The sequence below is a fragment of the Streptomyces laculatispora genome (genome assembly GCF_017353455.1).
GTDB lineage: Bacteria > Actinomycetota > Actinomycetes > Streptomycetales > Streptomycetaceae > Streptomyces > Streptomyces laculatispora.
In genome coordinates this window covers 1-20,356 of sequence record NZ_JAFMPZ010000257.1, presented here as the reverse complement: position 1 = coordinate 20,356, position 20,356 = coordinate 1, and the positions used below count along the sequence as shown (strand labels likewise).

The 20,356-nt window shown below is 70.8% G+C and carries 18 protein-coding genes and 3 pseudogenes; 9 read left to right on the top strand and 12 right to left on the bottom strand.

Annotated features, from left to right (window positions below; all coding sequences use genetic code 11):
- Window positions 1–825 (bottom strand): annotated as a pseudogene (locus J1C73_RS14425) (helix-turn-helix domain-containing protein); the annotation flags it as partial.
- 95 nt (window positions 826–920) lie between these two features.
- Between J1C73_RS14425 and J1C73_RS14420 the strand changes: the two are divergent.
- A complete protein-coding gene (locus J1C73_RS14420; RefSeq protein WP_207316722.1) occupies window positions 921–2,504 on the top strand; it encodes an alpha/beta hydrolase in 1,584 nt (527 codons plus the stop codon).
- 123 nt (window positions 2,505–2,627) lie between these two features.
- Here J1C73_RS14420 and J1C73_RS14415 read toward each other — a convergent pair whose 3' ends face one another.
- From J1C73_RS14415 to J1C73_RS14395, 5 genes are all read right to left on the bottom strand, one after another.
- Entirely contained in the window at window positions 2,628–3,191 is a 564-nt protein-coding gene (locus J1C73_RS14415) for a DJ-1/PfpI/YhbO family deglycase/protease (protein ID WP_207316721.1), read from the bottom strand.
- A 217-nt stretch (window positions 3,192–3,408) separates the two neighbouring features.
- Window positions 3,409–4,077, bottom strand: a complete 669-nt coding sequence (locus tag J1C73_RS14410; RefSeq protein ID WP_207316720.1) for an HAD family hydrolase — start codon at window positions 4,075–4,077, stop codon at window positions 3,409–3,411.
- Window positions 4,078–4,646: 569 nt separating this feature from the next.
- Entirely contained in the window at window positions 4,647–5,669 is a 1,023-nt protein-coding gene (locus J1C73_RS14405; protein ID WP_307797692.1) for an iron-containing redox enzyme family protein, read from the bottom strand.
- A complete protein-coding gene (locus tag J1C73_RS14400) occupies window positions 5,666–5,854 on the bottom strand; it encodes a CDGSH iron-sulfur domain-containing protein (RefSeq protein ID WP_372446685.1) in 189 nt (62 codons plus the stop codon). The genes J1C73_RS14405 and J1C73_RS14400 overlap by 4 nt, the downstream gene beginning before the upstream one ends.
- 85 nt (window positions 5,855–5,939) lie before the next feature.
- Window positions 5,940–6,626 (bottom strand): HemK2/MTQ2 family protein methyltransferase, encoded by a 687-nt coding sequence (locus tag J1C73_RS14395; protein ID WP_207316718.1) that lies wholly within the window; start codon window positions 6,624–6,626, stop codon window positions 5,940–5,942.
- A 299-nt stretch (window positions 6,627–6,925) separates the two neighbouring features.
- On the opposite strand from J1C73_RS14395, the gene J1C73_RS36000 reads away from it, so the two are divergent.
- Together J1C73_RS36000 and J1C73_RS14390 are read left to right on the top strand one after the other, a co-directional pair.
- The gene (locus tag J1C73_RS36000) at window positions 6,926–7,288 is read left to right on the top strand and encodes a DUF6328 family protein (protein WP_372446684.1); all 363 of its coding nucleotides are present in this window, start codon (window positions 6,926–6,928) and stop codon (window positions 7,286–7,288) included.
- Window positions 7,289–7,302: 14 nt separating this feature from the next.
- A complete protein-coding gene (locus J1C73_RS14390; RefSeq protein ID WP_207316723.1) occupies window positions 7,303–7,944 on the top strand; it encodes an endonuclease in 642 nt (213 codons plus the stop codon).
- Between the two features lie 107 nt (window positions 7,945–8,051).
- Here J1C73_RS14390 and J1C73_RS14385 read toward each other — a convergent pair whose 3' ends face one another.
- A complete protein-coding gene (locus J1C73_RS14385; protein ID WP_207316717.1) occupies window positions 8,052–9,575 on the bottom strand; it encodes a catalase in 1,524 nt (507 codons plus the stop codon).
- A 250-nt stretch (window positions 9,576–9,825) separates the two neighbouring features.
- Window positions 9,826–10,053 (bottom strand): annotated as a pseudogene (locus J1C73_RS35995) (DNA-formamidopyrimidine glycosylase family protein); the annotation flags it as partial.
- A gap of 418 nt (window positions 10,054–10,471) precedes the next feature.
- On the opposite strand from J1C73_RS35995, the gene J1C73_RS14375 reads away from it, so the two are divergent.
- A complete protein-coding gene (locus tag J1C73_RS14375; protein WP_207316716.1) occupies window positions 10,472–11,299 on the top strand; it encodes an aldo/keto reductase in 828 nt (275 codons plus the stop codon).
- 211 nt (window positions 11,300–11,510) lie between these two features.
- Window positions 11,511–12,476 (top strand): LLM class F420-dependent oxidoreductase, encoded by a 966-nt coding sequence (locus J1C73_RS14370; protein ID WP_207316715.1) that lies wholly within the window; start codon window positions 11,511–11,513, stop codon window positions 12,474–12,476.
- 376 nt (window positions 12,477–12,852) lie between these two features.
- Here the strand turns inward: J1C73_RS14370 and J1C73_RS14365 are convergent, their stop codons facing one another.
- Window positions 12,853–13,206, bottom strand: coding sequence for a DUF6204 family protein (locus J1C73_RS14365; RefSeq protein WP_207316714.1), 354 nt, complete (start codon window positions 13,204–13,206; stop codon window positions 12,853–12,855).
- Between the two features lie 72 nt (window positions 13,207–13,278).
- Between J1C73_RS14365 and J1C73_RS14360 the strand changes: the two are divergent.
- Window positions 13,279–13,819: pseudogene (locus J1C73_RS14360) on the top strand (arginase family protein).
- Between the two features lie 96 nt (window positions 13,820–13,915).
- Window positions 13,916–15,886: a DUF5107 domain-containing protein gene (locus J1C73_RS14355; RefSeq protein ID WP_207316713.1), complete on the top strand. Its 1,971-nt coding sequence runs from the start codon at window positions 13,916–13,918 to the stop codon at window positions 15,884–15,886.
- A 56-nt stretch (window positions 15,887–15,942) separates the two neighbouring features.
- Here the strand turns inward: J1C73_RS14355 and J1C73_RS14350 are convergent, their stop codons facing one another.
- The 3 genes from J1C73_RS14350 to J1C73_RS14340 all read right to left on the bottom strand — a co-directional run bounded on the left by J1C73_RS14350 (window position 15,943) and on the right by J1C73_RS14340 (window position 18,912).
- Window positions 15,943–16,296 (bottom strand): VOC family protein, encoded by a 354-nt coding sequence (locus J1C73_RS14350; protein ID WP_207316712.1) that lies wholly within the window; start codon window positions 16,294–16,296, stop codon window positions 15,943–15,945.
- A gap of 99 nt (window positions 16,297–16,395) precedes the next feature.
- Window positions 16,396–17,205, bottom strand: a complete 810-nt coding sequence (locus J1C73_RS14345) for a class I SAM-dependent methyltransferase (protein ID WP_207316711.1) — start codon at window positions 17,203–17,205, stop codon at window positions 16,396–16,398.
- A gap of 201 nt (window positions 17,206–17,406) precedes the next feature.
- Complete coding sequence (locus J1C73_RS14340) at window positions 17,407–18,912, bottom strand: bifunctional phosphatase PAP2/diacylglycerol kinase family protein (RefSeq protein WP_207316710.1); 1,506 nt, start codon at window positions 18,910–18,912, stop codon at window positions 17,407–17,409.
- 250 nt (window positions 18,913–19,162) lie between these two features.
- On the opposite strand from J1C73_RS14340, the gene J1C73_RS14335 reads away from it, so the two are divergent.
- The gene (locus tag J1C73_RS14335; RefSeq protein WP_123464104.1) at window positions 19,163–19,936 is read left to right on the top strand and encodes an IclR family transcriptional regulator; all 774 of its coding nucleotides are present in this window, start codon (window positions 19,163–19,165) and stop codon (window positions 19,934–19,936) included.
- Window positions 19,933–20,356 (top strand): SMP-30/gluconolactonase/LRE family protein (locus J1C73_RS14330; RefSeq protein ID WP_207316709.1); only part of this gene is annotated, 424 nt, incomplete at its 3' end. The genes J1C73_RS14335 and J1C73_RS14330, both read left to right, overlap by 4 nt.

Here is a 20,356-nt window from a genome sequence, read left to right as displayed (position 1 = left end):
GTCGATCCGCGGATCGACCGCCAACCGCCCGGCCAGCACACGGCGGAAGGCAAGGGTGTCCCGGCTGCCGTACGCGCCCGCGTACGCGTCCACGAAACTGTCCAGCTCCGCGCCCGGAGACGGCCGCCGGCCCCGGCGCATCCGGGCGCCGGCCAGCTCGTACGCCTCGGCCAGACCGGCGTACAGGACGGCCGGCCTGCCGGCCCCCTCGGCTCTGTGCGCCGCCGGCTGACGCTGCTCGGTGCCGGTGCACGGGCGGGTCACGAACGCGTACAGCCGGGCGAAGGCGAGGACCTGGGCGGGCTCCGGGTCGTCCGGCGGTTGCGGGACCGCCGCCTCCAGGAACGCGGCGGTCGCCCCGGCGGGCATCCGCGGCGGCAGCCAGGCCCGCCAGAACCGGGCCAGCGGGGCCGTGTCCGGAGGGGCGGCCACCGCCCCGATCAGGCGCAGCCGGTCCGCGCGCTCGCCGGGCCGGCACTCCTGCACCAGCCGCAGCCCCGCCTCCCGTCAGTGCAGGGCCCTGAGCTGGGAGCCGAGTTCGCGCAACTGCCCCGCGACGGCGTCCTCCAGCACGCTGCCCGCCCCGGCCGCCTCCTCGTCGAGGATGCGGTGCACCTCGCGCACCGGCAGCCCCAGGGTGCGCAAGGAGCGGACCAGGCGCAGCCGGCCGAGTGCGTCGGGCCCGTACCGACGGTGCCCGCCGGCGCTCCGGGAGGCCCCCGGCAGCAGGCCGCGGTCGGAGTAGAAGCGGACGGTCTTGACGGTGACGCCCGCGCGCTCGGCGAGTTCACCGATGCCGCACAGGCCGTCGTGTGACGTGAACACTTGAACCTCCCTCAGGGGGAGCTTCTACCGTACCGGCGGGCGAGGCCGGACGATCGTGGCGGCACCGTCGGCAACGGAGCGCTGAGGAGAGGCCGATGACCGCATTCATCCTGGTGCCGGGCATGTTCACCGGTGCGCACGTATGGGAGGACACAGCCGCCCGATTGGCCTCGGCGGGCGACGAGGTGCACGCGGTGGCCCTCACCGGACTCGGCGGGCCCCGCCTCGCCGCGGCGGACGCCATCGACCTGGAGACCCACATCGCGGACGTGCTCGCGGTGATCGACTCGGTCGCAGACGCGGCCGGGCGGCCGATCGTGCTGGTCGGCCACGACTACGGCATCCACCCGGTGCTGGGCGCCGCCGACCGCAGGGCGGAGCGCGTCGGCCGGATCGTGCACCTGGACTCGGGACTGCCGCAGGACGGCGTTCCCGCCCTGGCCGCGGTACCCGACCGGTCCCTGCGCGAGGAGCTGGCCGAGCGACCCGTCGCGGACGGGGCCCACGGGGAGCTGCCCTCCCCGGCCCGCGACGCGTGGCAGCGCTGGGGCAGCACCGCGGGCCTGTCCGACGCGGCGCTGGACCGGCTCACCGCGTCCGCCGCGCCGCAGCCGCTGCGCACCCTGACACAGCCGCTGCGCACCCTGACACAGCCGCTGCGCACCCTGACACAGCCGCTGCGCACCCTGACACAGCCGCTGCGGCTGACCGGCGCGGCGGCCTCGCTGCCCGTCACCGGGGTGCTGTGCGACGGAAGCGGCGTGAGCATCGAGTTGGTCCAGCGGCGGGTGGACCTCGGCGACCCCGCGGTCCAGGCCCTCACCGATCCACGGGTGACGTTCTTCGAACTCCCCACCGGGCACTGGCCGATGCTGTCCCTCCCGGCCGAGCTGGCGGAGGTTCTGCTGCGGGCCGCCGTGGGTGAGGGGCACCGGCTGGTGCCGCCCGGCCCAGCGGAGCCGCCCGCGCACCTGCGGCCGTTCCTGCTGGACGTACCGGACGTCCCCCGGGAGCGGACCGCCCACGTCGACCTGTACCTGTCCGACGCCGAAGGCCCGCGTCCGGCCGTGGTGTTCGTGCACGGCGGACCGGTGCCCGCCGAGGCCCGGCCGACCCCGCGGGACTGGCCGGCCCTGACCGGGTACGCCCGCTGCACGGCCGGGCAGGGGGCGGTGGGCGTCACCCTTGACCACCGCCTGCACGACGTGGCCGACTACCCGCGCGCCGCCGCGGACGTGGCCGCCGCGGTGGAGCTGGTCCGGGCCGATCCACGGGTGGACGGGCAGCGGATCGCCCTGTGGTTCTTCTCGGGCGGCGGTCTCCTCGCGGCGGACTGGCTGCGGCAGCCCCCGTCCTGGCTGCGCTGCCTGGCGGCCAGCTACCCGGTCCTGGCGCCGCTGCCGTTCCTGGGCCCGATCGGCGCCCGCTTCCACCCGGCGGACGCGCTGCCGAAGGCCGGCGCCCTGCCCCTCGTGATCACGCGCGTGGGCCGTGAGGGGCCGGAGACCGCAGCCACGGTGGAGGAGTTCCTCACCGCGTCCCGGAACTGCGGGGCGGCGGTGGAGGTGATCGACGTACCGAACGGCCACCACGCCTTCGAGACCATCGACCTGACGCAGGAGTCGCGCGACGCGGTACATCGCGCGATGTGTTCGGTGCTGGCCCACTTGGCGGTGTGATCCGGTCCGGAGCGACGACTCGCCGCATGTCAGGGATGCGGCCGCGAGGGGGTGGTGAAGGGCCCCAACGGCTCTCGGCGGCGAGCCCGCACAGGCCCAGGGGGCCGGCCGGTCCCCACGTGCTCATACGACAGAGAGGGCAGCATCGATCTCGTGGAGGAACGGGTCCAGGTCTCCGGGGTTGCGGGACGTGATGAGTGTCCAGCCGCTCGTGTCATCGGTGACCACCGGCTCGTCGGCCCATGTGCCGCCGGCGTTGCGGATGTCCGTGGCCAGCGAGGGGTACGACGTGAGCCGTTTGCCCGCGACGACATCCGCCTCGACCAGGGCCCACGGCCCGTGGCAGATCGCCGCGACCGGGCGTCCGGCCTCCTTGAAGGAGCGGATGAGGTCCACCACCGGGCGCTGGCAGCGCAGCTTGTCCGCGTTCAGGGTCCCGCCCGGTACGAGCAGCAGGTCGTATGCGGCAGCGTCGGCCGCGTCCAGCGTGAGGTCAGGCCTCATGGTCTTTCCGGGGTTCTTGTCGCCGACAAGCGTTTCGATCTCGTCCGTGGACACGGCCGCGATGTCCACTTGGGCGCCCCAGCCACGCAGATGTTCGACAGGCACCACGAGCTCGTCCTGCTCGACGCCGTAGTTCGTCACGACGGCCAGTACCTTGCGCTTGCTTCCGTCATTCGCGGTCATCGTCTCTTCCTCTTTCCTGGGGATCAGCTCGCAGTGTGTGCGAGCTGATCCCCCGAATTCTCTGGATGCCCGGACCCCTGCGGTCGGGACCGGACCTGCATGCGCATGGTGGACACTCCAAGACGGGCGCGCCCAACGGGTAGGGGCGGCGGCACATGGGCGGGCCCGCAGCCGGCCGGCGGCTCTTTGCTTCCGCGTTCTGCCGACGGGCACCGCATCAGCTCTTCGCTGCTCCGAAAGGGCTCTGGTCGAGTTGTTCCAGGAGCTCCGCAGCGTTTTGGTAGATCGCGATGGCTCCGGCGTGCACCAGATCCTCGCGGGGAATGCCGCCCGACAGCAGCGCGACCGCGCGAACGCCCGCACGCGTCGCTGCGCGCATGTCCCATACGGTGTCGCCTACGAAGACCGCCTGGTCCGCAGGGGCCCCTGCGAGTTCCAAGGCCTGCTCGACAGGTTCCGGGGCCGGTTTGCCCGCGCTCACGTCGTCGGAGCTGGTGGTGTCCACGATGGCACTGTCCGCGTCCACGGCCCGCCGTAGAGCGGCCAGTTCCGGGCCGCTCGCCGATGTGGCCAGCACGACGCTCCACCCCCGCGTGGAGAGGGTCCGCAACAAGTCGCCGGCACCGGCGAAGGCGGGGAGACGGTCGAAGTAGGTTCCGTAAAGCGTCGTGTGTGCCGCGCTGATGACGCCGTCCTGGTCGCAGTCCCGGTCACCTCCGAGCACGTGCTCGATCAGGTCGCCGGACCCGAGGCCCACTGCCCGGTGTACCGCAGCCATCGGGACGGTGTGGCCCGCCTGGCGGAACGCCTCCCACCACGTCACCACGTGGAGGTGGTTCGTATCGGTCAGCGTGCCGTCCACGTCGAAAAGTGCCGCACCAGTCATACGTCCTGCTTCCTTTCGTGTCGCTTCCCCGCCAGGCGAGTGATCCGCGCGGGAACGCGTTGCGTTTCTGGCCCCGCAGCTCGGCGGCGCAGTGATGGGTGGGCTTGAACCCTCGCCCGAGCGCGCCCGCTCCTTGTTGACGGTGCGGGCCGCGATTTCCTTCGCTCGTTTCTCGGGCGTACCTGCGCTTGTCGGCGCTCTCCTTCACGTGCTCGTACCGACGCTCGCGCCTTGGGTACATCCTGCGGGCATGGGGCTCTCCTTGTTTCTCTGTGCCTCTCCTTCGGAATCGGATGCCGGGTGCGGCGTGGAGCGGGCCGGGCCGGGCCCTTTGTGAGAGGTGTCCTCTCCTGCAGACCCGGGTTTCCATCAGTCCACTTCCGAAACATGGTCTCCGCGACGCGAGCGCGACCACCCGAGCGGTCATACGAAGGCGACCGGGCGAGGTGGACGGGCCAAGAAGACGCTGCCCGTGATCAAGGGCGGCACGTAATTCGTACCGCCCGCGTCACCGGCGACGAGTAGTCGCAAATCTCCTGGAGGTACGACTCTCTGCCGGCGGCCGGTACTCAGACTGGTGTGCGCAGACTGGAGCGGCCTTGGCGCCAGGCGGAGAGCGTCTTCTCACCCAGCCGCGCGTCCAGCAGATCCGTCGACTCGATGCCGAAGACCACGTCCGCCTCCAGCCACGGCTCCTCCTCCAGCAACCCGCCGACGACCTCGCGGCGGACCACCTGTTCGTGGACGGCGTCGGCCTCGACATGCTCGGCGTAGAAGTGCACCGCCGCCGCGCCCGCGCCCTCCCGCCGCATCGCCTCCGCCAGTCGCTGGGAGGCCGGCGACGAAGTGACCTCGACCGCGGCGAAGTGCCCCACCAGGGCACCCCGGAGCGCACGGTGCAAGCCGAACATCGACATGAGGTTGACACTCGCCAGCATCCCCTCCGTCGCCACGTCCACGTACCGGCCGTATGTCGTGTCCAGGCCGAGATCCGTCATCAGGTCAGCGAAGAGCCGGGAATGCATCCGGCCGGCCGAGCCCGCACCGTACTCGTCGAACTCCACCGCGGCCATGCCCGCCTTGGCCCGGCCCCGCAGCCGGGGGAGCACCCAGGCATGCGGATCGGCCTCCTTGAGGTGGTAGAGCGAACGCTGGGCGGCGTACTCGCGCAGATGCCACAGCTCTCCCTCGTCCCGGAGGAAGTGCGACAGTCCCGTGCCGTCCAGCGGCTCGACGAGGATCCCGGCGAATGCCTCGTCGGCGCTGCGGGAGCGGGTTTCCGTGTCTGTGCGCAGTGCTTCCAGGAATCGGCGTTCCAGCCCCGCTCGCAGCCCGAGAAGCGCGGGGTTCCATTCCCAGGCGGGGTCGACATCGTGGAACCCGCGGTAGTGCAGTTCGTAACAGAGGTAGAGCGCCAGGTGCAGGTCCTCGCTGTACGGATCGGTCTCGTCGACGGCACCGTCCGACGGCAGGGGGCCTTCGCGACCGGGACGGGCGCGCAGGGCTCGGAGGACTCCGTCGCTGAGGACGCCGCGGCCCGTCGGCAGGATGGGCTCACGCGGGCGCACATCCGCGTTCTGCGCAGTTTTCACGTGCCGGACTCCTCACCGGGACCATCTCGTCCCGTCCGCTCGCTCTCCGGTGACGCCGGGCCTCCGGACCGCGGGCCGCGCCCGGCGGAGCCTTTGACTCTGCGGCGGTGGCTGGTGTCGCACCAGGGATAGGCACGGCTGCGCCGGCAGACGCAGAGGGCCACGGTGAACCGGTCCGAGGTCACGGTGCTCCCGTCGTCGAGGGTCACCTCGACCGGGCCATCGAGCAGTACCGGCCCGTTCTGCGTCGGGGTCACCCGCCGCGGCCCGTTACTCGATGCGTTCGGCACGGATGATCACCAGCTCTTCCTTGTCGTCACCGGACGCGATCAGACCGCAGCCCAGCAGCCACTGCCTCCGCGATGCCAGTACGGGTCCGAAGGGAACGGAGCGGCGATCGGTCACCTGGGCCGACAGGCCCGCGCGCTCCAGCCTTTCCAGGGTCGCGGGTATCCCGCAGAGGGCCGAGTGAACCAGGAGCAGCACTCCGCCGGGCCGGAGCAGACCGGCTGCGCCGGCACACAGCCGGTCGATGACCAGGCGGCCGTCCTTCCCGGCATCCCACGCTCTGGCCGAGCCCCGCCGGGGAGGAGCGGCATCCGGCGCTGGCACGTAGGGAGGATTGCTGAGGATCAGGTCGAACCGTCTGCCGCCCGCGGGAGTCAGCAGATCGCCCCGGACAGCTTCGACCCGCAGCCCGGCGAGCGCCGCGTTCAGACGCGTGGCGAGGACCGCACGGCGGGTGCGGTCGACCGCGGTGACTCGCGCGCCCCGCCGTGCTGCGGCGAGAGCGATGAAGCCCGACCCCGTCCCGACGTCCAGGACCGACGTTCCGGCGCCGACCCTCTCCCGGCCGAGCGCCTCACTGAGCAGCAGCGTGTCCTCCTGGGGCGCGTAGACGCCGCGCAGCACCATCACACGGCCGCTCCGGTGGTACGTACTGAGCAGACCGGGCATCGACTCACCTCGTATCTTCGTCCCGCGGGGCCTTGGCCCCGGAGCGGTAGGAACGCCCGCCGGACGGGCGTAAGCGGCTGGGCCCGCGCCGTGCAGAACGGCGAGTAGGTGTTCCACGGAACACTCACGCCACACCTGTCACCATCGCCCAGTGCCGCCGACAGCGCACTTCTCCCGCCGTCCCGGGTCCGCGAACGGTGCGCTCCGGTGACCGGCCCTCCTGCTGCCGAGATGTCCACTCGGTGAATGCGGTTTAGGTTGAGCGCAGAGGGAACCCGCTCCTCATCCCTCGTGCGTCGATGTGCAGGAGGAATCGATGGCTGTCGCCACGTTCACCCTGGTGGCTCTGGACTGCCCCGAGCCGGAGCCGTCGGCCCGCTCCCGCGCGGATGGACCTGTCGGCGACCGACCGCAGCCTTTACGTGGGCACTGTCATGTTCGGTGCGGCCACGACCGGCGCCCTGATCGGACCTGTTTCGCTGCACCGCCTTCTCGCCGGCCGGCAGCTGAAGCCCCAGACTGAAGATCACTCCTCCCTCACCCTTGCTGCCGGGCGGCGCCGCACCGCCATGAAGCCCAGATCAGACGCGGGGGCTCGCCGCCCAAGTGGTTCCGTGCAGGGGCGGCGCCGCTCGGCGTCAGGAGGAGATGACCGGTTGTGAACAACCGTAGGACCATGAAGGCTCTGCTCACCGAGCACGGCAGAACGTTTGCCGACGAGGCGGGCATCCGTTTGCGGGACACTCCACAGCCGCTGTACCAACTGCTGGTGCTCAGTCACCTCCTGAGCGCCAGGATCAGAACCTCCGTCGCGGTGGCCGCCGCACAGGCTCTCTTCGCGCATGACATGCGCACACCTCGCCATATGCTCAGATCGACCTGGCAGCAACGTGTGGACGCTCTCGGGGAGGGCGGCTACCGCCGCTACGACGAGAAGACCGCCACCCAGCTCGCCGAAGGAGCCGAGCTGCTGCTTGAGGAGTACGGCGGTGACCTGCGGCGCCTTCGGCGGTCGGCCGACGGCGATCTCGACGCACTGCGGAGCGGGCTTCGCCGGACACCGGGCATGGGACCGGTAGGCGCGAACATCTTCCTGCGCGAGGCGCAGGCGGTGTGGCCCGAGGCAGCGCCGTACCTCGACAAGAAGGCACTGCAGGGCGCAGAGAAGTTGGGGTTGCCGGCCTCGCCGGAGGAACTGGCCCAACTGGCGGAACAGGCGCGCCCGACAGGTCCTCACGGGCCCGCGGTCCTGGCAGCGGCGCTGGTACGCGCGGCCTTGGACCAGGACCTCGTCGCGGACCTACGGGCGCACCCATGACGCAGCGCAGGCCCCGGGTGCCGTTCCGGTAAGCCTCGACCCGCCGGGGGCCCACTCCGCCGAGCGCAGTTCCGGCCGAGCGCAGTTCCGTGGGTCTTCCTCCGCGATCAGGCCTTGGCCTGCATTCCCCGCCGTGCGGGGTTGCCCTGCTCCGCGGCCTTCGGGTCCTTTTCGTCCGCCTTGGCGCGAACTCCCTGCTTGATGCGTTCACCGGTCGTCTTGTCGATGTTGGACCAGTACTCGAAAGCCCGTCGCAGAACAGGCTCGGTGACCCCGTTGAGCAGATGGCCGACGACGTTGTCCACCAGCCGGTCGCGGGCCGCGTCGTCCAGGACCTCGCGCACCAGGGTGCCGGGCTGACCCCAGTCGTCGTCCTCGGCGTGGTCGACATAGGCCGCTCGAGTGATCTCCCCGTCGGCAGACCAGCTCGGCGGGGTGCCGTGCCGGTCGGTGTCGGCCGAGGGCCCGCCCTTCGAGTTCGGGGCATACACGGGGTCGGTGGTCTTCCGGTACGCCATCGCTCCGTCCTTCGAGTACGTGTTCACCGGAACGACTGGCGCGTTGACGGGCAGCTGCTGGTAATTGCCCCCGATGCGGTAGCGGTGCGCATCCGCATACGAGAACAGCCGCGCCAGCAGCATCCGGTCCGGGCTCGGGCCGATGCCGGGAACCAGGTTGTTCGGCTGGAAGGCCGCCTGCTCGATCTCGGCGTGGTTGTCGGTGGGGTTGCGGTCCAGGGTCATCCGGCCGACCTTGATCAGCGGATAGTCGCCATGCGGCCACACCTTGGTCAGGTCGAACGGGTTGAACCGGTACTCCGCGGCGTCCGCGTACGGCATGACCTGCACGTGCAGCGTCCAGCTCGGATACTCACCGTCACGGATGTGTTCGAAAAGATCCCGTGTGTGGTAATCGGTGTCGGCCGCGGCCATCTGGTCGCCCTCGTGCTGGGTGAAGTACTCGATGCCCTGGTCGGTCTTGAAGTGGTACTTCACCCAGAAGCGCTCGCCCTGCGCGTTGATCCACATGTAGGTGTGCGAGGTGTAGCCGTTCATGTGCCGCCATGTACGCGGGATGCCGCGGTCGCCCATCAGCCATGCGACCTGGTGGGCCGACTCGGGCGAGAGGGTCCAGAAGTCCCACTGCATGTCATGATCGCGCAGGTTGTTGTCCGCGCGACGCTTCTGGGACCGGATGAAGTGCTGGAACTTCATCGGATCCTTGACGAAGAACACGGGGGTGTCGTTGCCCACCATGTCGTAGTTGCCCTCGCTGGTGTAGAACTTCACCGCGAAGCCGCGCGGGTCCCGCCAGGTGTCCGGGCTGCCGCGCTCGCCTGCGACGGTGGAGAACCGGGCGACGAGTTCAGTCCTGGTGCCGGGCTGGAAAACGGCGGCCTTGGTGTAGGCGCTGACATCGTTGATCACTTCGAAGTGTCCGAAGGCACCGCTCCCCTTGGCGTGGGGCTGACGCTCAGGAATCCGCTCCCGGTTGAACTGCGCCATCTGCTCGATCAGGTAGGCGTCCTGCAACAGGATCGGTCCGCCGGGGCCGACGGTGAGCGAGTGTTCGTCGCTCTCCACCGGAGCACCGGAATCCGTGGTGGTCGGCTCGCGTGAGGTGTCGGTCATCGGGCTGTCCTCCTGCTGCGTTGTCAGGTGCGCGACGCTGGTCGGATCACGCATGCGGTGGGGCGTCTCGCGAGTACGCGCCTAGCCCTGTCTGGATGGTGCCAAACATTGACAGACCGCGCTCTTTGACGGCAGGTGCCGGCACCTGCGGAGATCAACGGCCACAGTCCGGACGGCGTACCGCTGTCGGCCTGCACCCAGCTCAAGGACGACGGCTCCGCGAAGTGCGGCTGCTGGATCTACTGCGGGGTCTGCGCCGGGGGTGCGGGCTTTCTTCGGGGCGGCAGCAGACGAGCCGGCCGGTCATGCCGAAGTGCATCAGAAGCGTGGGCCCATCGGTACAGGCCGGCAGCCATTTCCCGTGGCGTTCGGACGCGTCGAAAAGGCTTCGGCATCGGGCAGCCCGGGCATCTGCCGCTAGATGTCTCCTCCGTACGGAGAAATACCCCTGTAGAACATAACGAGCGGCTTGTCTCATGCACTCCTCGTGCCGTCTGCTCCAGACAAGTGCGTTCCGGGGCCGGCCCGGCCGGCCTCTCGCCGGTGGGGCTGCTGCTCCGCACCATCGCGTCGGCGCTGTGATTGAGCCGCACGGCCTCGACGGCTTGTCCGGCCCGGATTGCCACTCGCGTCCGACAGGTCGTGCTCCGGATGCGAGGTGGGTGCAAAAGGGTGAACGATGGTCTCACAGGGCTCCCCTGTGCTGCGCTTCTCGGCTCGGAGCGAGGGGCGCAGGGGTCTCGCGACACGTGACCGGACAAACCCTCCGGCGGAGCGGTCGGCCGGCCTGCCGGTACAGCGGACGAGAAGGCGGCGTACGTCGGGAGGAAAGCCCGAGGGCCACGGCACCGGGCCCTCCCACTTCTGCCCCTGAAACGGCGACATCAGGAGTGACTGTGACCTCAGTACCGAACATCACCCTCAACAACTCGGTGCAGATCCCTCAACTGGGCTTCGGCACCTTCCAGATCCCGCCGGACGAGACCCGGGAGACGACGCTGGCCGCGCTGGAGGTCGGCTACCGGCACATCGACACGGCGGAGATGTACGGCAACGAGAAGGGGGTCGGCCAGGCGGTCCGGGACTCCGGTCTCGACCGCGCCGACGTCTTCGTGACCAGCAAGCTCAACAACGGCGCCCATGCGCGCGACGACGCCCTCCAGGCGTTCGGCAGCACCATGGAGGAGTTCGGTCTCGACTACCTGGATCTCTTTCTCATCCACTGGCCACTGCCGGGCAAGGGCGACTTCGTGGAGACCTGGAAGGCCCTGGAGGAGATCTACCGCTCAGGCCGGGCCAAGTCCATCGGGGTCTCCAACTTCCAGCCCCACCACCTGCGCCGGCTGCTGGAAGGCAGCGACGTGGTGCCCGTGGTCAACCAGATCGAGGCGCACCCCTACCTCACGCAGGACGACGTCAGGGCGTTCGGCGCGGAGCACGAAATCGCCACCGAGGCCTGGTCGCCCATCGCGCAGGGCAAGGTGCTGGACGACCCGACCATCAACCGCATCGCGGATCGGGTAGGCAAGACGCCCGCCCAGGTGACCCTCCGCTGGCACATCCAACGCGGGGACATCGTCTTCCCCAAGTCGGCGACGCGGAAGCGCATCGAGGAGAACTTCGACCTCTTCGACTTCGAACTCAGCGAGGGCGACATCGGTGAGATCTCCGCGCTGAACCGTAACGAGCGGACCGGCCCCGACCCGGACCGCTTCACTGGCTGAGAAACCCTCTTTGTGCGTCGGCCATCGCCGAGTGGGCGGGCTTCGACCGGCCCACTACGGACGGCCGAGCACCGTCCGCCCATCAGCCGCCCCGCCTCAGCAGAAACCATCAGCCGCCCCGCCTCAGCAGAAAGGAGAGGGGCCGCGATGGTCTCCGTAACCCTCCCATTCTGTCTCCTGAACGGCGCATGATCACGGAGGAGAAGAGGACATGGTGGATATCGGGTACACGATGATGACCGAGCAGGCCGGTCCGCGAGAGCTTGTCCGGCATGTGGTCGGCGCGGAGCGTGCCGGTTTCGATTTCTCCGTCACTTCGGACCACTATTTGCCCTGGCTGGACGCCCAGGGGCACGCCTCGTACGCCTGGAGCGTGCTCGGTGCCGCCGCCCAGGCCACTGAGCGCATCCCGCTGATGACATATGTGACGTGTCCAACCCGGCGCTATCATCCGGCGGTCGTCGCACAGAAGGCCGCCACGATGCAACTCCTCTCGCAGGGACGCTTTCGCCTCGGACTCGGGTCGGGGGAGAACCTCAACGAACACGTCGTGGGCGGCGGCTGGCCTGCCGCCCGGGTCCGCCTGGAGATGCTGGAAGAGGCCGTGAGAATCATCCGAGCCCTTCTTTCGGGGGAGAGCCTGACACACCACGGCACTCATTTCGACGTAGAGCACGCCAGACTCTGGGATCTTCCCGATTCGCCCCCGCCCATCGGCGTCGCCGTGTCCGGTGACCGCTCCTGCGAAGTCGCCGGGCACCACGCGGACCTGCTGATCGCGACCGAGCCCAAGCAGGAGCTGATCTCCGCGTTCGAGCGTCACGGTGGTGGTGGCAAACCCAAGGTCGGGCAGTTGCCGATCTGCTACGACACCGACCGCGATGCGGCGATCGCTCGCGCCCACGACCAGTTCCGCTGGTTCGGCGGCGGCTGGCCCGTCAACTCGGAACTGCCGGGTCCGGCAGGCTTCGCGGGCGCCACCCAATTCGTACGGCCCGAGGATGTCGCAGAGTCCATCCCTTGTGGCGACGACGTCGAGGCAGTCGTCGACGCGGTTCGGTCCTACGTCGATGCCGGGTTCACCGAGGTCGCACTCATCCAGGTCGGCGGCGGCCACCAGGAGACGTATCTCGGGTGGGCGGAGCAGAAGTTGCTGCCGGCGCTGCGAGAGCTGTGAAGGTGGAAGGGGCACCCGGCAGGTCGGCTCGGCCGTGGCGAGGAAGCTTTCGGGCGTCCGCCTCTGAGTGAAGGCCGCATCTGCGTACGAATCGCCGACCGCCCTCCAGACCGCGCGGTAGTCGCTTGGACCGATCGCACCGATTCGGAGGACGGCTGCCAATGGCCCTTCGCTGGGGAGATGTTGGAGATCGGGCAGCTCCACTTCTACCAAGCTGAAGCCACGCCGGTATTCAGCGTCGAGCAGCAGCGCCGTTGACTCCTGTTCGGAAGGCCATGGCATGCGCAGCCCCCGTTACGTGGGATATGCGGTGCCATCGGGGCTGAAAGCAGAAAAAAACCTGGGCAGAGGTGATGTGGCAGTCAGCGTTTTGGCGTCAGGCCGCCCCCGGCGCCCGGCGCCCCTTGTAGTTGATCTTCATGGTGTCCATGTCCGTCGCCGTGGAGCGCAGTTCGCCATGTCCGTACCCGCGCTCCCGCAGCTCCGTCTCCGCGCGGTCCTCGGCGATCGCGGACGCCATCTCCACCCCGTCCTCGGCGTCCGACACCACCACGTAGCGGAAACTGAAGTGCTTGAGCACCCGGTCGTAGGTGAGCGAGCCCTCCTCGCTGAACGCCATGGCCGCCAGGCCGTGCTCCTCCACCTCGGTCAGCAGCCGCTCCCGTGCCACGTCCGTCAGCCCGGCCCAGGTGCCGCGCACAATCACTCGGTAGGTGTGCTGCGTGCTCATCGTGATCCACCGTCTCTGTCGCGTCCCGCAAGCTGCTTGAGCGGCCAGCCTACGGCGGAGAGGACGGGGCGCATGCGGAATATCGTCGCGGTCGACGCACCCTCCAACCTGGGGCTTCGGCCCCCGGCCCCCGGTACCGTGCCAGGCTGCTACAAGCTCGCCGGGGCGCTGCGGGACCAGCGGATCGTGCAGCGGATCGGCGCGATATCTCCGGGACGAGGACGTACGGATCATCGGGATCCGCGACTACGACGAGGACCGCGCCGAACTCGCCGAGCTGAAGATTCCGGTCGTGACCGTCGGCGAACTCCGCGAGGGGGGCGCAGGCCCGCTGGCGGCGGACATCCTGAGCACCCTGGAGACCCCGGTGCTCGACGGTTTCTGGGTGCACCTGGACGCCGACGTCCTCGACCCCTCGGTCATGCCCGCCGTGGACAGCCCCGACGACGGCGGACTGCTCCCCGCCGAACTGGCCCCCCTGCTGCGGACGCTGGTCCGCTCGCCCCGCTGCGCGGGCCTCAACGTCACGGTCCACGACCCCGATCTCGACCCGGACGGCACCGCCGGCGCCCTGCTCACCGACCTGGCGGTCGCCGCTTTTGCCGAAGAGTGACGGCCGATCCCCTGGTCCGTGCGGCCTTCAGCGTGTTCCATGGTCATCGGGGGGCGCCCGGACCTGCGGCGGCCCGCGCGAGGGAGCGAGGTTGCCTTGGCCACCACCGTACGACGTGCCGTACTGACCCTGCCCGCAGCGGCGACGGGACCGGAGAATCCGCTGCCCGCGCTGCGGCCCCTCGACGAGATGCATGTCGTCGACGACCGCGACCGGGCCGGTCTGCCCCGCGACATGGCCCGCCAGATCGGCCATGAGCCGCTTGCCACCGTCCTGCCCGTGGCCGTCCTCGACGGCTACGGACGCGAGCGCACCCCCACCGGCCTCGACGTGATCGTGATCGAGAACGACCGGCTGCGGGCCACCGTGCTGCCCGGATTCGGCGGCCGCATCCACTCCCTCTTCCACAAGCCCACCGGGCGGGATCTCGTCTACACCAACCCCGTGCTCCAGCCCGCCGACTTCGCGCTCAACGGCGCCTGGTTCTCCGGCGGCATCGAGTGGAACATCGGCGCGACCGGCCACACCACCTTGTCCTGCGCCCCGGTGCACGCCGCCCGGGTCCCGGCGCCCGACGGCGGCGAGATGGTCCGGCTCTGGGAGTGGGAGAGACTGCGCGACCTGCCGTTCCAGGTGGACCTGTGGCTGCCCGACGGTTCCGACTTCCTGCACGTCGGTGTACGGATACGCAATCCGCACGAGCACCCCGCACCGGTCTACTGGTGGTCCAACATCGCCGTACCGGAGGGCGAGCGCACCCGGGTGGTGGCGCCGGCCGAGGAGGCCTGGCACTTCGGCTACGAACGGACGCTGACCCGGGTCCCGGTCCCCGAGAGCGGATCGGTCGACCGGACGTACCCGCTGCGCAGCGACTTCCCCGCCGACTACTTCTACGAGGTGCCCGACGGCGCCCGCCGCTGGATCGCCTCCCTCGACGAGAACGGCCACGGGCTCGTCCAGACCTCCACCGACCTGCTGCGCGGCCGCAAACTCTTCCTCTGGGGCAGCGGACCCGGCGGCCGCCGCTGGCAGGAATGGCTCACCGAGCCAGGCACCGTCGGCTACGCGGAGATCCAGGCCGGACTCGCCCGCACCCAGCTGGAACACGTACCGCTGGAGCCCGGCGGCGAGTTCAGCTGGCTGGAGTCGTACGGGCCCCTGTCGGCGGACCCCGCCGCCGTGCACGGCGACGACTGGTCCGCGGCCCGCGCGGAGACCGAGCAGCGGCTCGCCGCCGCCCTGCCGCGCGCCGATGTGGACGCCGCGTACGAGGCCTGGCGCCGTTGCGCGGACACCGAGCCCGGCGAGGTCCTCGCCACCGGGTCCGGCTGGGGCGCGCTCGAGGTGCGGCGGGCCGGATACAAGCTGCCCGGCACCCCGTTCGCCGAGTCCACGCTCGGTGAACAGCAGGCGCCCTGGCTGGAGCTGCTGGAGCAGGGGACCTTCCCCGAACCGCGCAGGGTGGCGCCGCCCGGCCCCTCCCTGGTCTCCCCGCACTGGCGCGACATGCTGGAGACGGCCTCCGCCGAACCGCTCACCGAATACCACCTGGGCATCGCCCAGTGGCACGCCGGCGACCGCGCCCAGGCGGTCCGCAGCTGGGAACGCGGACTGGCCCTGGCCCCGTCCCGCTGGCCGCTGCTGCGCTGCCTCGCCGTAGCCGCCCAGGAGAGCGGCCAGCGGGAGCGGGCGGCCGACCACTACACGGAGGCGTTCGACGACCTGTGCGCCGAACGCCGGGACGCCGACGACACCTGGACCGCGGCCACCGCCGCCCTCGGCCGGGAGGCGATCGAGGCGCTGCTGACGGCGGGCCGGGCCGGGCCTGCCCGCACCGTCTGGGACGGGCTGCTCCCCGATATCCGCCGCCGTGGCCGCTTCCGTCTGCTGGAGGCCGGACTGCTGATCGCGGAGGGCGACCGCGCGGCCGCGCGCGCCCTGTTCGACGAGGGCTTCGAGGTCGCCGATCTGCGCGAGGGCGCGGAGATCCTGGACGAGGTCTGGGCCGAGCTGACGGACGAGCCGCTGCCGGACGTGTACAACTACCGGATGCGCCCGCGTCCCTGACGAGCCGCTGCCGGACGGCTACGGCTTCCGCCGGAACACGCGCACCTGGCGGCCGCTCAGGCCGCCAGGTTCCGGTCGACGTACTCGAAGACCGAGCCGTCCGGATGCAGGGCGATCAGATTGCGGCCGACGGGCGTGTGGACGGGGCCGGCGATGATCCGGGCACCCACCCGGGTCAGCGAGGCGTTGGCCTCGTCGACGTCCTTGACCGCGATCGTCGCCGTCACCTTCCGCAGGATCTCCAGCTCGGCCTCGGGGCCGCTCATCAGCAGGAAGCAGCTGATGGCGGCCACGGAGACCCCGCCGCGCTCGAAGTGCAGCGCCGGACTGCCCGTGAGGTCCTCGTAGAAGGCCACCGCGGCCTCCAGGTCGTCGACGCAGATACGCAGCGTGGTTCCCAGGATTTCCATGTGGAACAGGGTAGTTGGCCGGACAGCGCGGTGTGATCGATTCGGCCGAGGGGCCGTCCCCGGGGCACCGGACCGGCCGGCGGGCCCGGGGCGGCGCACTCATGCGCGGCAGAGCACCTCGCCGTGCGGGACCATGAACCAGCCGTCGCTCTGCTCGCCCCAGCTGCGCCACGCCTCGGCGATCGCGGTCAGCTGCTCGGCCGACGCGTGCCCGCCGTCGACCGCCAGCTTCGCGTAGACCGAGCCGACGGTACGGTCCGCCCACAGGCCGCTCCACCAGTCCCGGCTCTCCGGGGTTCCGAAACACCAGGCGGCGGCCGTCGGGGTGATGTCGGTGAAGCCGGCCTGCCGGGCCCAGGAGAGCAGCCGGCGGCCCGCGTCCGGCTCGCCGCCGTTGGCGCGTGCCACCCTGCCGTACAGCTCCTGCCAGGCGTCCATGACCGGCATTTCGGGGAACCAGGTCATCGCCGCGTAGTCGCTGTCGCGGGCCGCGACGACGCCACCGGGGCGGCAGACCCGTCGCATCTCGCGCAGTGCCTGCACCGGGTCCCCGACATGCTGGAGCACCTGGTGGGCGTGGACCACGTCGAACGTGTCGTCGGGGAAGTCCAGGGCGTGCACATCGGCGGTGGTGAACTCCAGGTTGTCCAGGCCGCGTTCCGCTGCCACCTCGGCCGCCCGGTCCAGGATTCCGCGGGTGGTGTCGACGGCGGTCACCCGCCCCGGGGCGACCAGTGCGGCGAGGTCCGCGGTGATGGTGCCGGGCCCGCAGCCCACGTCCAGCACGTTCATGCCGGGGCGCAGTTCACCGATGAGGTAGCCCGCGGAATTGACGGCGGTGCGCCAGCGGTGCGAGCGCAGCACCGACTCGTGGTGGCCGTGGGTGTAGACGGCGGTCTCCTTCGGCATGACCGTGCATCCTCTCTCGAAATGCGAACCGTGAAACGCGAACCGCGAAGCGCTGATCGGTACGGCCACGGTACGCCCGGATGCCGAATAATGAGATGGCCATCTTGCGATGTGGGACAGTTTGGTCCGGGGCGCGAGTGCACGCGAAGGGGCGGCCGACTTGGCGTCGGCCGCCCCTTGTCCGTCCGGTCCGGGCCGGTCTCACACCTGCATCGGGCAGTACACCGTCAGCGCCTCCGGCAGCTTGTCGATCATCAACTCGCGGCCACTGTGCGCTACTTCACCGTCGTACGCATATGGTGTCCCGGGCTTCAGCCCGGAGATCCGCACCCGGTGGCGGCGGACGGCGGCATGCATGGGGGAGCGGGTCAGCGGGCCCGCGACGGCCGCTGCCAGCAGCCGGAGCCCTGGGGTCCGCCCGCCGTGCACCACCCGTACGTCGAGCAGTCCGTCCGCGAGGTTGTGCCGTCGGCCGGGCGCCGGGCCCACCCGCTGGAACAGGCCGTTGCCGATGAACAGCAGCCACAGCGGCCGTCGCCGGCCCTGGAGTTCTGCCTCCAGGGGCCGTTCGCCGCGCAGTACCTGGAACGCGGCCAGCACTCCGGCCGGCCAGCCGCCGATCCGGGGGGACCAGCGCTCGCGCGTCCTCACGAGCTCGGGATAGACGCCCATGCTGAAGGCGTTGAGGAAGTAGCCGTGGGCGCCGCCGGGGCCGTCCGGGCCCGGCCGGAAGCGGCCCAGGTCAACCCGGACCGCATCGCCCGCGGCGAGCGCCGCACAGGCGTCGGCCACGGTCTCGATGCCCAGGTCGTACGCGAAGTGGTTCAGCGTCCCGCCGGGGAACACCGCCAGCGGCAGACCGTGCACGGAGGCCACCGCCGCCGCCTGGTTGACCGTGCCGTCACCGCCGCAGACACCCAGCGCCCGGCCCCGTCCCGCCGCCTTCTCCAGCTCGGCGGAGAGCTCCTCGGGGGGACACTCGACGACCTCGGCGTTCGGCAGTGCGTCGCGGACCAGCGAGGCCGTGGCCGTCGCCGTCCCGGACGCCTGGTTGACCACGACGACCAGGTCCTGGCCGTCGGGCAGTGAGGGGGCGTGGGCGGGAGGTCTGCCCGGCGCGGGCAGCTGCCCCCGGGTCGGTACGACGCCGCGCAGGGCGAACGCGGCGCCTATACCCAGCGCCGCGCCGGCCAGCACATCGCTCGGATAGTGGACGCCGGTGTAGACGCGGGAGGCGGCCACGGACAGCGCGACGGGCGCGACGACCGCTCCCCAGCCCTTCGATTCCAGGGCCACCCCGGTGGCGAAGGCGGCGGCGGACGCGGCGTGCCCGGACGGGAACGAGGTGGTGAACGGCTGGCGCTTGAGCTGTCGTATCACCGGCACGGCGTCCAGTATCGGCCGCTCCCTGCGGACCGCGCCCTTGCCGACCGTGTTGATCGCGGCCGAGGCCACGGCCATCGAGGCGATCCCGCGCAGCGCGGCCCGCCGGGCCCTGGCGCTGCCGCCGAACGCGGCCATGCCCGCCGCGGCACCGGCCCACAGCAGCCCGTGATTGGCGCTGCGGCTGAGCCTCGGCAGCACGGGTGCGGCGGCCGGCCAGTGCCGTCGGGCCAGGTCCTGGAACACGGCGAGATCGCATCGTTGCAGCAGGCTCCGCAGTCCGGCGGAGCTCGGCGGGTGTGAAGGGTTGCTCGGTGACGACATGGGACAGCGAATACCCTGCCCGGCCGCCTCGAATCAGCAGGCTCGCCGTGACCGCGTGGTCCGGGCGGCCCGCCGGATGACTCCACTCGCCCCTCCTTCGGTGAAATAAGGGGCAAAAAGCCGCGAAAGCATGCATGGTCCGGGTGCTGGACGTCACTTCGTCATTGCCCGGACAAGTGCGCCACCCTTAGCCTGTTCGTGATGCCGGTCACTGACCGGCATCACGAACAGGAGAGGGTGGTGCACGACCATGGGGCGACTTGTCCCAGCGGTGACCAGGGCGCTGGACGTACTCGAACTCTTCCTCGACGGCGACGGTACGCTCTCCGCGCCCGAGGTAACCCGCAAGCTCCAGCTCCCGCGCACCACTGTCCATGAGCTGCTCACCACGCTGGCTGCCCGCTCCTACCTGGTCACCACCCCCGACCAGCCCGGCCGCTACCGCCTCGGCGTCCGCACCTACCAGCTCGGCAGCCGCTATGCCGAGCAGCTCGACCTGGCCGCCGAGGGCCGGCAGGTGGCCCAGCAGGTCGCCGAGACGTGCGGGGAGACCGTTCATGTGGCGATCCTGGAGGAGACCGACGTCATCTACATCGCCAAGGTGGACTCCACCCACGCGGTCCGGATGGTCTCGGCGGCCGGCCGCAAGCTGCCCGCCCACTGCACGTCCGTCGGCAAGATGCTGCTCGCGGCCCTGCCCGACCGGGAGCTCGACGCCCGTCTCGACGGCCTCGAACTCACCGGCATGACCCCGAACAGCATCACCGACGAAGGGGAGCTGCGTACCGCGCTCGCCGCTGTCCGGGAGCGGGGCATCGCGGTGGAGCACCGGGAGTCCAACCCCGATGTGAGCTGTGTGGCCGCTCCCGTGCGGGACCGGGCGGGCCGGGTCGTCGCCGCGCTCTCCATCTCCGTCCCCATGATCCGCTGGAGCGACGAGCGCGAACAGGAACTGGCCTCTCTCGCCGCCGAGGGCGCCGAGGCGCTCTCCGGCCGGCTCGGACACCACCGGGGGCGGAAGTGAGCCGCCCGCGCCTCGAAGTCGCCGTCCGCGAGCACGCCGCCCTCGGCGAGGGCCCGACCTGGGACCCGGCCACCGGACGGCTGATCTGGGTCGACATCCTCTCGGCCCGGATCCACACCTACGACCCGGCCACCGGCCGGCGCACGGTCATGGCCACCGAGCAGCACGTGGGAGCGGCCAAGCCGCGGGCCGGCGGCGGCCTGGTCGTCAATCTGCGCGACGGCATCGGGCTGTACGACGCGGACGGCGCCTTCCGCTGGCTGGTCCACGACGCCGAGCCGGGGCGGCGCGGCAACGACGCGGCGGTGGCGCCGGACGGGGCGCTGTGGGCGGGCACCATGCGCTACGACGACTCCGAGGTGGGCGGGAGCCTCACCCGCGTCGCGCCCGACGGCACGGCCACCCGGGTGCTGCCCCTGG